The organism is Arthrobacter sp. 3Tela_A (genome assembly GCF_049311025.1).
Lineage (GTDB): Bacteria > Actinomycetota > Actinomycetes > Actinomycetales > Micrococcaceae > Arthrobacter_B.
The window spans coordinates 1-10,107 of the sequence record NZ_JAXIOM010000092.1; the positions used below are offsets into that span (position 1 = coordinate 1).

Here is a 10,107-nt window from a genome sequence, read left to right on the forward strand (position 1 = left end):
GTCCCTTCGGGGGCCGGCCGCTTTCGTTATCCGAAGGGACGCTGATTAGTCAGCGACGCCTACGAATTCAGCCTGCTCGTTGGCCGTGGTCTCGCCGGTGGCGAGGTTGGCGCGGAGCTTGGCGCCGAGGTCGGCGTCAACGTTGGTCCAGTACTGGATGGCAGCTTCGCGGATGTGCGGGCGCTGCACACCGGAGACTGCACCGGTGATGGTTTCCAGGAAACGGGCCTTGGCGGCGTCGTCGAACACCTCGCGGTACAGCGTGCCGGCCTGGCCGAAATCGCTGTCCTCGGAGTGCAGGGTCGCGGCGGAACGCACCAGGGCGCCGTCGTTCTCCCACGTGCCTTCGCCGGCGAGTGCCGGGTCGGCCACGGGGCCGCCCAGGGTGTTCGGGGCGTAGACCGGGGTCTCCGGGGAGTTGAAGGAGAAGCGGCCGTAGCCGTCCTGGGAGTAGTTGTTAACCGGGGCCTTCGGTGCGTTGACCGGCAGCTGGTTGTAGTTGGTGCCAACGCGGTAGCGCTGGGCATCCGGGTAGGAGAAGATGCGGGCCATCAGCATCTTGTCCGGGGAGGCTGCAATGCCCGGGACCAGGTTGGCGGGGGAGAGTGCCACCTGCTCGATCTGGGCGAAGAAGTTCTCCGGGTTGCGGTTCAGGGTGTGGGTACCCACCTTGATCAGCGGGTAGTCAGCGTGCGGCCAGACCTTGGTCAGGTCGAACGGGTTGAACCGGTAGTTCTTGGCGTCGTCGTACGGCATGACCTGAACGTGCAGGTCCCAGGACGGGAAGTTGCCGGCGGCAATGTTCTCGTACAGGTCGCGGCGGTAGTAGTCAGCGTCGGCGCCGGCGATGCGCTCTGCTTCTGCACCGGTGATCTCGTGGTTGCCCTGGTTCGAGGTGAAGTGGTACTTCACCCAGAAACGCTCACCGGCAGCGTTGATCCACTGGTAGGTGTGCGAGCCGAAGCCGGGCATTTCACGCCAGGAGCGCGGGATGCCGCGGTCGCCCATCAGGTACGTGACCTGGTGTGCGGACTCGGGAGACTGGGTCCAGAAGTCCCACTGCATGTCGGCGTCGCGCAGGCCGGAACCCGGAAGGCGCTTCTGCGAGTGGATGAAGTCCGGGAACTTGATGCCGTCGCGGATGAAGAACACCGGGGTGTTGTTGCCGACGATGTCGTAGTTGCCCTCGGAGCTGTAGAAACGCAGCGCGAAACCGCGGACGTCGCGCCAGGTGTCGGGGGAGCCCATTTCACCGGCAACAGAGGAGAACCGCTGAATGGTTTCGGTGGTGGTGCCGGGCTGGAAAACAGCAGCACGGGTGTACATGGACACGTCTTCAGTGACGGTGAATTCGCCGAACGCGCCGCCGCCCTTGGCGTGCACGATGCGCTCCGGGATGCGCTCCCGGTTGAACTGGGCCAGCTTCTCAACCAGGTAACGGTCGTGGAGTACAACCGCGCCGTCAGCTCCGTGGGACAGCGAGTGTGCGTCGCTGGCAACCGGAGTGCCGGTCTGGGTGGTGGTGAAGTTCGACATTCTCTCTCTTTCTTCTTTGGGTGGAGTGTTAAAGCCGAGGGGTCAGGAAGTCTTGCCGGCTGCTGCCGGCTTGGCTGCGCAGTCGGCGCACAGGCCCTGGTACAGCACATCGGCAATCTGGATCGTCATGCCGTGGGTATCGCTGGGGGTCAGGCACGGCGCGTGCCCGACGGCGCAGTCGACGTCCTCGATGCGACCGCAGCCGGTGCACATCGCGTGATGGTGGTTGTCATCCACCCGGGTCTCGTAGCGTGCGGGGGAGTGCGGCGGTTCGATCCGGCGCAGCATGCCTGTTTCAGTGAGGTCGGTGAGGACAACGTAGACGGACTGGAGGCTGATGTCCGGAAGGGTTGTCCGCACAATAGCTGCGACCTCATCCGCACCTGCGTGCGGTGAATGGTCGACGGCGTCCAGCACGGCCAGGCGCTGCTTGGTGACCCGGCGTCCGTGTGCACGCAGCTGCGCTGACCACTTGTCAGTGGTTGCCGCGGAGGCTGCTGTGGAAGTCATGGATCCAGAGTAGCGCTTATTTTGATTTATTCATAATAAGGTCGTCCTTACTGCTCCGGCTTAGGGTGGTGGTGCGGCCGCGGGTGCTGCCGCGAATCAGGAGGCAAAACGTGTCCGCAACAGCTGCCCGGCCGCAGGGCGAACGCCTGCGCGTAGGCGAATCCGAACTGCGGCTGCGCACTTTCGGGGCCTCCGGACCCGCCGTTGTCCTCGTCCACGGCATCGGGGCTTCCTCCCGGTACTTCGAACCGCTTGCCCGCGAACTCTCCCGCGACCACAGTGTCTACTGCATTGAACTGCCCGGCCATGCGGGGCTGGACCGGCCGCGGGAGCCGCTGACGATGGCCGGCTACGGTGCCGCCGTCGCCGCCGCGCTGCGCCAGGCCGGGATCGAGGATGCCCTGCTGGCAGGCCACTCGATGGGATGCCAGGTGGTGGTCGAGGCTGCGCTGGCGGACCCTTCCCTGGTGGCATCGCTGCTGCTGCTGGCCCCGACGGTGAACCGGGCGGAACGCAGTATTGCGGCCCAGGCGTTTCGGCTGGCACAGGACACCGTGCACGAAGAGATGGCCGTGAACCGGATTGTCTTCACTGACTATCTCCGCGCCGGTCCGCGCTGGTACCTCCGGACCCTGCGCCGGATGATGGACCACCGGATGGAAGAACGGCTGGCCCATGTGCAGTGCCCCGTGGCCGTAATCAGAGGCAGCCGGGACCCCATTGTGCGGCGGTCCTGGCTGCTGCGGCTGCAGCAGGCGCGGGAGGGCGTTGCCCTGGGCGAGGTACCTGCTGCGCCGCACGTCTTGATGTGGACCCATCCGACGCAGACGGCTGAGTGGGTGCGCAAACTACTGAAGGCTGCGCGGTGACCGGCACGGGCAGGCGGCGTCCCGGCGTCGGGCAGCGCGTCCGGCACCGGCTGCGCCTTGCTGCTGCCTGGACGGCGGACTACGCGTATGTGGCCCGCTGGCAGGTTCAGGGGTTCCTGCGCCGGGAAGATCCTGCCGCCTACCGGGAGCCTGCACACGGGATCCCGCGCCGGGAGCCGGTGGTGCTGATCCCCGGCGTCTACGAGGACTGGCAGCTGCTCCGTCCGCTGGCGGCAGCGCTGGCCGCGCAGGGGCACCCGGTCCATACCGTAAAGACACTGGGCTATAACCGCGGCAGGATCGATGAGATGGCACGGCGGGTGGAGCACTACCTGGCTTCGGCCGGACTTGAAGACGCGGTGATCGTGGCGCACAGCAAGGGCGGCCTGATCGGCAAGCGGGTCCTGCTGGGGGCCGAAGGGAAGCGCATCCGGCGGATGGTCGCCGTCAACACGCCCTTCTCCGGTTCGCCGTATGCCCGGTACTTCCTGATCCCCTCCATCCGCGCGTTTTCCCCGCGCAATGCCCTGCTCCGCAGCCTGCAGGCAAGCCTGGAAGCCAATGCGCGGATCACGTCGGTCTATGCCGCCTTCGACCCCCACATTCCCGGCGGCAGCAGGCTCGACGGCGCCCGGAACATCCAGCTCGAGTCGATGGGACACTTCCGCCCGCTGGGCGACCCGGAGCTGCACCGCCTGGTAGTGCGGGAGCTCGCCGACCCGGAACCGTAGCGGGCGAGCGCCCGCTCAGCTTGGACCCTTGGCGAGCGCCCGCTCGACGGCCGACTGGGCGCCGGAGGTCCACGGGTCGCCGTGCCCGGTCAGCACCACGCGGGCCCCCGTCTCCGCGAGCGCCTCCAGCGAGGCCAGCGCGGCCGCGCTGTCTGCCGTTGCAGCCCCGGACACAATCTGCGGGCCGCGGCCGCCCGTGTACGGGTTCAGCGTCACCAGGGCGTCCCCCGCGATCAGTGCACCGCGGTCCGGGAAATGCAGCGCCGTATGCCCGGCGGTGTGGCCCGGCGTCGGGATGACCACCGGCGCCCCGGGCAGGGTTGCTGCGGCGTCCGCATCCAGGTCATGGACGTCCGCCACGCCGCGGACCAGCAGGGCGCCGGCCATCGTCATGGCACCGAGCTGCCGGAGCGAGCCGGGGAAGCGCAGCGGGTACTGGAACCGGGGCCGTTCGTGGCCGTACCGGTAGGGGTGTGCCGCGATGTAGTGGTCCGCCGGATGCGCCAGGACTGGCGCCCGGAACTCGGTGCGCAGCTTTGCCGCAGTGCCAACGTGGTCAAAATGTCCGTGTGTCAGGACGATCGCGCTGACAGATCCCGGCCCGTAGCCAAGGGACCGCACGGCCGAGGAGATTTCATGCTGGGCCGCCGGCAGTCCGGTGTCCACGATCATCACTTCTCCGCCGTCCTCCACCAGGTACACGTTCGTGTAGGCGTGTTCAATCAGGTGGATGCCGTCGGCAACATTGCGGGTCAGCATGGATCCTCCTTGGGCAGGGACAGCGTCCGCTTGGTCGGGGGCTCAAAGGAACATCCTAAGCATGCTTTGGTGCATACGGGGCGGCCGGCGGTGACGCAGAGCGTCAACCGGCGAAAGAGCACGCATGTGCTCGCCTAGACTGCTCTGGTGCCCAGACTGCTAGCTGACCTCACCCCGCTGCGTGAAAGCCGGGATTTCCGCCGGCTCTGGACCGGAACCGCGCTCTCAGCGGTCGGCACGCAGCTGACACTTGTTGCCGTAAGCCTGGAGGTCTACGAGCTGACGCAATCCAGCCTCTACGTGGGCATGCTGGGTGTGGTGGGGCTGGTGCCGCTGGTCCTGGCCGGCCTGTACGGCGGTTCGGTGGTGGACGTTTATGACCGGCGCAAGGTGGCGCTGTTCTCTGCCGTCGTCCTGTGGCTGACCACCATCGGCATTGCGGTGCAGGCCTGGCTGGGACTGGAAAGTGTGTGGCTGCTCTTCGCCCTGGTGGCCGTGAACGCAGGGGCCGGAGGGCTGAACCATCCGGCTCGCAGCGCCATCATTCCGCGGCTGGTCCGCCCTGAACTGCTGCCCGCCGCCAACGCCCTGAGCATGATCACGTTCGGCATCGCCATGGCTGCCGGGCCGCTGCTGGCCGGCGTCCTTGTGGGGCAGGTCGGCTACGGCTGGACCTACACCATCGACGTCGTCACCTTCACCGCCGCCATGTGGGCGCTCTACCGGCTGGATCCGATGCCGCCCGTGGGGCAGGTGCAGAAAGCCGGCCTGAAATCGGTTCTGGAAGGATTCACCTTCCTGGGCACACGCCCCAACATCCGCATGACGTTCATTGTGGACCTCGCAGCGATGGTGCTGGCACAGCCCCGGGCGCTGCTGCCCGCCATCGGCGCCCTGATGCTCGGCGGCGGAGCGGAAACGGTCGGGATCCTGCTCGCTGCCACCGCCGCGGGATCCTTCCTGGCCGGCCTGTTCTCCGGCCCGCTGGGCCTGGTGCGCCGCCAGGGCCTGGCTGTTATGTGGTCGGTGGTGGCCTGGGGGCTTTCCGTCTCCGCGTTCGGGGTAGTGGTGGTACTGGCAGGAGAGCACGACGGCGGCGGCGTCTCCCCGTGGCTCCTGCCGGCGGCGCTGGCCATGGGAGCTGCGGGAATCGCGGATTCGATCAGCGGGGTCTTCCGCTCCACGATCCTGCAGGCCGCCACACCGGACGCGATGCGCGGCAGGCTGCAGGGTGTCTTTGTCGTCGTGGTTGCCGGCGGCCCCCGTCTGGGCGACCTGGTGGCCGGTATTGATGCGTCCTTCCTGGGGGAAGGCTGGGCCGCGGTGGCCGGAGGTCTGGCCTGCGCGCTCGCCGTGCTGGTCCTGGCCCGGATGCAGCCCGGCTTCGCCCGGTACGACGCCCGGCATCCGGAGCCCTAAGCGGAACAAGCCGCGCAGCGCTGCGGAACAGTGCGCCGCCCGGATACGTTAACGCTTAGGAAAAGTACCGCGGAAGGTTTTGGACCTGCGCTCCTGATGCGAGGGCGGGGCCTTCCGCCCAGGAAGGATCGTGTACACGTGCACCGACATTTCAACGGTTTGAAGACTGCCCTCCTCTTTGGGGTGCTCTTCGCTGTGCTGCTGGGTATCGGCGGCCTGCTTTCCAGCGGCACGGGCAGTTCCTCGTTCATCTGGATTTTCCTCTTCATCGGGCTCGCCACCACCGCCTACAGCTACTGGAACAGCGACAAGCTGGCCATCCGTGCGATGCATGCAGTACCGGTGACGGAGGCGCAGGCCCCGGAAATGTACCGGATTGTCCGTGAACTCTCGGCCAAGGCCAACCAGCCGATGCCCCGGCTTTACGTTTCGCCCACCATGGCTCCGAATGCGTTCGCCACGGGCCGGAACCCGCAGAACGCCGCAGTGTGCTGCACCCAGGGCATCCTGGCGCTCCTCAACGAACGCGAGCTGCGCGGGGTGCTGGGCCACGAGCTGATGCATGTCTACAACCGGGACATCCTGACCTCCTCGGTGGCGGCCGCGATTGCCGGTGTCATCACCTCGCTGGGGCAGTTCCTGCTCTTCTTCGGCGGTGGCGACCGCCGCAACCAGAATCCGCTGGCCATGATCGCCATGGCAATCCTCGCGCCGCTGGCAGCCTCGCTGATCCAGATGGCCATTGGCCGCACCCGGGAGTACGACGCCGACGAGGACGGCGCGACCCTGACCGACGATCCGCTGGCACTGGCATCGGCGCTGCGGAAGCTGGAAACCGGAACGCAGCAGGCCCCGCTGCCCAACACGGACCAGAAGCTGGTCAACACCTCCCACCTGATGATTGCCAATCCGTTCCGCAACGGCGTGCGCGGCCTGCTGGCCACCCACCCGCCGATGGCTGACCGGATCCGCCGCCTCGAAAACATGGCGGGACGCCCGCTCGGTTCCTAAGCGCAGCGGCATCGACACAGAAAGCGAGCACACATGCGGCTGATCCTCGTCCGCCACGGCCAGACGCCGTCGAACATTGAACGGCTGCTGGACACCGGAGCCCCCGGACCCGGGCTGACCGAACTGGGCCTGGCCCAGGCAGCGGCCCTGCCTCAGGCGCTCGGGCATGAGCAGATCAGCGGCGTCTACGCCTCAAACCTGGTGCGCACGCAGCTCACCGCCACGCCGCTGGCCGATGCGCTGGCCCAGCCGATCGAGGTCCGGGACGGGCTGCGCGAAATCTCCGCCGGCAACCTGGAGATGCGCGGGGACAGCGAATCCATCCAGGCCTACCTGCGCACCGTCTACGCCTGGGTCCAGGGCGATCTCTCCGTGACGATGCCCGGCGGGCCGGACGGCGCGGAAACTCTGGGCCGCTTCGATGAGGTGGTCTCCGAACTGCAGCGCACGGGGCAGCAGACGCCGGTGATCTTCAGCCACGGCGCGATCATCCGGGCCTGGGCCACCTCCCGTGCCCGCAACGTGGGGCCGGACTTCATCGTCCACAACACGCTGAGCAATACGGGAATCGTGGTGCTTGAATCAAGGCCGCGTCCCGAAGCCCACGGCCATGCCTGGGAGCTGCTCACCTGGCAGGGAGAAGCCGTTGGCGGATCGGCCCTGGAGGATCCGGATACTGACGGACCTGCTGCGGAGGACGTCGAGTTGGCTCCCTAAAAGAAACGCAGGCAAACAACGACGGCGGGCGCGGCCAGGGGGGGGGGGGCGCCGCGCCGCGGGGCCGCGCCCCCCCCCCCGTCGTTAGTTGTCCGTGCAGCCGGGCTGAAAGCCTAGCGGAAGTTGATGAACTGCAGGTCAACGTCCAGGTCTGCGCTCTTGAGCATTGCCATGGTGGCCTGCAGGTCGTCGCGGGACTTGGAGCTGACACGAAGCTCATCGCCCTGGATCTGGGACTTCACGCCCTTGGGGCCTTCATCGCGGATCATCTTGTTGATCTTCTTGGCCTGGTCCTGGGCGATGCCTTCCTTCATGGAGGCCTCGATCCGGTATTCCTTGCCCGAGGCGTAGGGCTCGCCGTCATCGAGGGACTTCAGCGAGATGCCGCGCTTGACCAGCTTGGACTGGAAGACGTCCAGGACGGCCTTGACGCGTTCCTCCGAATTGGCCTTCATCAGGATCTTTTCGCCGCTGAAATCGACCTCCGCACCGACACCCTTGAAGTCGTAGCGCTGTGCGATTTCCTTCTGGGCCTGGTTCAGGGCGTTGGCGACTTCCTGTTTGTCGATCTTGCTGACGACGTCGAATGATGACTCGCTGGCCATAGTGCGCTCCTTCGGATCTGCATTGGTAGTTGGAATCTCCTGCCCACCAGCCTAATAGGTGGGTGGCACCTGCGGGCAGCCGAGGGCGTTCACAGGAAGCAGTCAGCCGCAGCAGACAGTCCTCCCATCTGGCTGGGAAAGGGTTGGAGGCATGAGTACGCACCGCCCTGATCCGAAGGAACCTCCCCGCGCCGGCGCGAAGGCTGGGACCGAAGAACCGGAAGGACAGAGCCCCGTGCCGCCGGGAACGCCCGTTCCGCCAGGGGCAGCGGCGCTGGTGTCTGAGGCATCGCCGCGTTTGTCTGCCGGAATCCGGCTGCGGCGGGTGGCAGCATCCTCCATGATCGCTGCCGTGTCGGTGACGGGTGTGGGCGCGGCATCGGCGCAGGCCAGGGAACCGCAGGAAGCTGCGTGGCTGGTCCCCTCCGAAGACATGGAGGAAACCTCCGCCCAGCTGCCGCTGGCCAGCCCTGCTGCTTCAGCTTCCGTGGCACCGGACGGAGCCGAACGGCTGGAAGGCGTCCGCAGGGACCTTGCGAATGCTGTCGCCTGGGGCAGCGTGACGGCGTCGCAGGCGGAGCATTTCTACGCCCAGATCAGCTCCCGGATTGCCCGCGGACTCTAGTCCAAAGCGCCGATTCGATTCTTGGACGAATGTTCTGTAAAGTTGTCTTGCCCGCGGTTACCGCGGACAAAGTCTTCGCAAGAAGGCCTTCGGCAGATTACCCGAGCGGCCAAAGGGGGCTGACTGTAAATCAGCTGGCAATGCCTACGGGGGTTCGAATCCCTCATCTGCCACCGAAGAGAGCATCCCCGGTCTTAGGACCGGGGATGCTTTTTTGTTGCCCCGCCCGCCGATCCCGCCGCCTGCGGCCCCGAGCAGGGCCGGCGCTAAAATCTCGGCACAAAACTGCCCGTTATGGGCACGCCCCCAAGAAGTAAATGGCTAGGCCGTCTAGTGTTTCTAAGCATGAAAGAGGACCTGGCTCTGGACCGCCTTGCCGAACAGTTCCGGGAAGCGCTGCGCGAAGCCGTCTTCCTCGTGCGCCACATGGACACAGAGTTCGGCATCACCTCCAATCAGCTGGGAACCCTGCGGATGGTGGCCGGTGACGGCATGCGGGTCTCAGACATAGCCCGGAACCTCGGTGTTAAGGTTCCCAGTGCCACCGAACAGATCATCCGGCTGGAGCACGCAGGCCTGGTCCGCCGGAGTCCGGACCCGGAGGATTCACGCGGGGTCCGGGTAAGCCTGACACCCGACGGGCGCCGCAAGCTGGCCGTTGAAACCGAGCGGCGGGAGTCCCTGCTCTCCGATCTGCTGGGCCAGCTGGGCACAGGTGAGCGTGAAAAACTCCGCGAGGCCCTGCCCGTCATCGCAAAAGTGACCTCCATGGGTTTCTCCACAGTGAGCTGATCCCCGCTTCACCGCAGAGCGAACAATTGCAGACATCGCACCCTGAGGGCTATAGCGTGGCCTGTATGGCAACTATTGACATCACCGAGGCAACGTTCCCCGAAACCATTGAGGAAAACGACATTGTGTTCGTTGACTTCTGGGCGGACTGGTGCGGCCCGTGCAAGCAGTTCGCACCGGTTTACGACGCCGTCTCGCAACAGCACGAGGACATCACGTTCGCGAAGGTGGACACTGAGGCAGAGCAGGGCCTTGCTGCCGCTGCCGGTATCACTTCCATCCCCACGCTCATGGCATTCCGCGAAAAGGTGCTGGTGTTCTCCCAGCCCGGCGCGCTCAACGCCAACCAGTTCAGCGAACTGGTCGAAGCCGTCAAGGGACTGGATATGAAGGCTGTCCACGAGCAAATCGCCGCCCAGGAACAGGGCCAGTCTGCCGCCGGCCAGGACGGACAGGTCAGCTAGCGCTCCGGCGCCCCGCAGCTTAGAAACACCGGCAGGGAGCTCCCCCCGCGGCCTCGCCGCTCCCGCGCC

Annotated in this window: 12 protein-coding genes and 1 tRNA gene; 9 read left to right on the plus strand and 4 right to left on the minus strand. The window is 66.4% G+C overall.

Annotated features, from left to right (window positions below):
* Positions 1-45: 45 nt before the first annotated feature.
* Positions 46-1,536 carry a catalase gene (locus TVC13_RS17545; RefSeq protein ID WP_422402421.1) on the minus strand — a complete coding sequence of 497 codons (1,491 nt, stop codon included), beginning with the start codon at positions 1,534-1,536 and terminating at the stop codon, positions 46-48.
* 42 nt (positions 1,537-1,578) lie between these two features.
* Positions 1,579-2,046 carry a Fur family transcriptional regulator gene (locus tag TVC13_RS17550; protein ID WP_422402422.1) on the minus strand — a complete coding sequence of 156 codons (468 nt, stop codon included), beginning with the start codon at positions 2,044-2,046 and terminating at the stop codon, positions 1,579-1,581.
* 110 nt (positions 2,047-2,156) lie between these two features.
* Here TVC13_RS17550 and TVC13_RS17555 point away from each other — a divergent pair, with 110 nt between their 5' ends.
* Both TVC13_RS17555 and TVC13_RS17560 read left to right on the plus strand, forming a co-directional pair.
* Positions 2,157-2,915 carry an alpha/beta fold hydrolase gene (locus tag TVC13_RS17555; protein WP_422402423.1) on the plus strand — a complete coding sequence of 253 codons (759 nt, stop codon included), beginning with the start codon at positions 2,157-2,159 and terminating at the stop codon, positions 2,913-2,915.
* Entirely contained in the window at positions 2,912-3,646 is a 735-nt protein-coding gene (locus TVC13_RS17560) for an esterase/lipase family protein (protein WP_422402424.1), read from the plus strand. The genes TVC13_RS17555 and TVC13_RS17560 overlap by 4 nt, the downstream gene beginning before the upstream one ends.
* A gap of 15 nt (positions 3,647-3,661) precedes the next feature.
* Here the strand turns inward: TVC13_RS17560 and TVC13_RS17565 are convergent, their stop codons facing one another.
* Positions 3,662-4,405 carry an MBL fold metallo-hydrolase gene (locus TVC13_RS17565; RefSeq protein WP_422402425.1) on the minus strand — a complete coding sequence of 248 codons (744 nt, stop codon included), beginning with the start codon at positions 4,403-4,405 and terminating at the stop codon, positions 3,662-3,664.
* A gap of 147 nt (positions 4,406-4,552) precedes the next feature.
* Here TVC13_RS17565 and TVC13_RS17570 point away from each other — a divergent pair, with 147 nt between their 5' ends.
* The 3 genes from TVC13_RS17570 (at position 4,553) to TVC13_RS17580 (ending at position 7,552) form a co-directional block, all read left to right on the plus strand.
* Positions 4,553-5,824 carry an MFS transporter gene (locus TVC13_RS17570; protein ID WP_422402426.1) on the plus strand — a complete coding sequence of 424 codons (1,272 nt, stop codon included), beginning with the start codon at positions 4,553-4,555 and terminating at the stop codon, positions 5,822-5,824.
* Positions 5,825-5,962: 138 nt separating this feature from the next.
* On the plus strand, positions 5,963-6,835 hold the full coding sequence (gene htpX, locus TVC13_RS17575; RefSeq protein WP_422402427.1) for a zinc metalloprotease HtpX: 873 nt from the start codon (positions 5,963-5,965) through the stop codon (positions 6,833-6,835).
* Positions 6,836-6,868: 33 nt separating this feature from the next.
* On the plus strand, positions 6,869-7,552 hold the full coding sequence (locus tag TVC13_RS17580) for a histidine phosphatase family protein (RefSeq protein WP_422402428.1): 684 nt from the start codon (positions 6,869-6,871) through the stop codon (positions 7,550-7,552).
* A gap of 113 nt (positions 7,553-7,665) precedes the next feature.
* Here the strand turns inward: TVC13_RS17580 and TVC13_RS17585 are convergent, their stop codons facing one another.
* Positions 7,666-8,157 (minus strand): YajQ family cyclic di-GMP-binding protein, encoded by a 492-nt coding sequence (locus TVC13_RS17585; protein ID WP_422402429.1) that lies wholly within the window; start codon positions 8,155-8,157, stop codon positions 7,666-7,668.
* Between the two features lie 151 nt (positions 8,158-8,308).
* On the opposite strand from TVC13_RS17585, the gene TVC13_RS17590 reads away from it, so the two are divergent.
* From TVC13_RS17590 to trxA, 4 genes are all read left to right on the plus strand, one after another.
* Positions 8,309-8,782: a hypothetical protein gene (locus TVC13_RS17590; protein WP_422402430.1), complete on the plus strand. Its 474-nt coding sequence runs from the start codon at positions 8,309-8,311 to the stop codon at positions 8,780-8,782.
* 91 nt (positions 8,783-8,873) lie between these two features.
* Positions 8,874-8,955, plus strand: a tRNA-Tyr gene (locus TVC13_RS17595).
* A 172-nt stretch (positions 8,956-9,127) separates the two neighbouring features.
* Positions 9,128-9,574 carry a MarR family winged helix-turn-helix transcriptional regulator gene (locus tag TVC13_RS17600; RefSeq protein WP_422402431.1) on the plus strand — a complete coding sequence of 149 codons (447 nt, stop codon included), beginning with the start codon at positions 9,128-9,130 and terminating at the stop codon, positions 9,572-9,574.
* Between the two features lie 65 nt (positions 9,575-9,639).
* Positions 9,640-10,038 carry a thioredoxin gene (gene trxA, locus TVC13_RS17605; protein WP_422402432.1) on the plus strand — a complete coding sequence of 133 codons (399 nt, stop codon included), beginning with the start codon at positions 9,640-9,642 and terminating at the stop codon, positions 10,036-10,038.
* Positions 10,039-10,107 lie beyond the last annotated feature (69 nt).

What these genes read in the sequence shown, in the direction of transcription:
- TVC13_RS17545 (WP_422402421.1), bottom strand. Translation starts at nt 1,536, where the DNA reads ATGTCGAACTTCACCACCACCCAGACCGGCACTCCGGTTGCCAGCGAC.
- TVC13_RS17550 (WP_422402422.1), bottom strand. Translation starts at nt 2,046, where the DNA reads ATGACTTCCACAGCAGCCTCCGCGGCAACCACTGACAAGTGGTCAGCG.
- TVC13_RS17565 (WP_422402425.1), bottom strand. Translation starts at nt 4,405, where the DNA reads ATGCTGACCCGCAATGTTGCCGACGGCATCCACCTGATTGAACACGCC.
- TVC13_RS17580 (WP_422402428.1), top strand. Translation starts at nt 6,869, where the DNA reads ATGCGGCTGATCCTCGTCCGCCACGGCCAGACGCCGTCGAACATTGAA.
- TVC13_RS17585 (WP_422402429.1), bottom strand. Translation starts at nt 8,157, where the DNA reads ATGGCCAGCGAGTCATCATTCGACGTCGTCAGCAAGATCGACAAACAG.
- TVC13_RS17590 (WP_422402430.1), top strand. Translation starts at nt 8,309, where the DNA reads ATGAGTACGCACCGCCCTGATCCGAAGGAACCTCCCCGCGCCGGCGCG.
- TVC13_RS17600 (WP_422402431.1), top strand. Translation starts at nt 9,128, where the DNA reads ATGAAAGAGGACCTGGCTCTGGACCGCCTTGCCGAACAGTTCCGGGAA.
- trxA (WP_422402432.1), top strand. Translation starts at nt 9,640, where the DNA reads ATGGCAACTATTGACATCACCGAGGCAACGTTCCCCGAAACCATTGAG.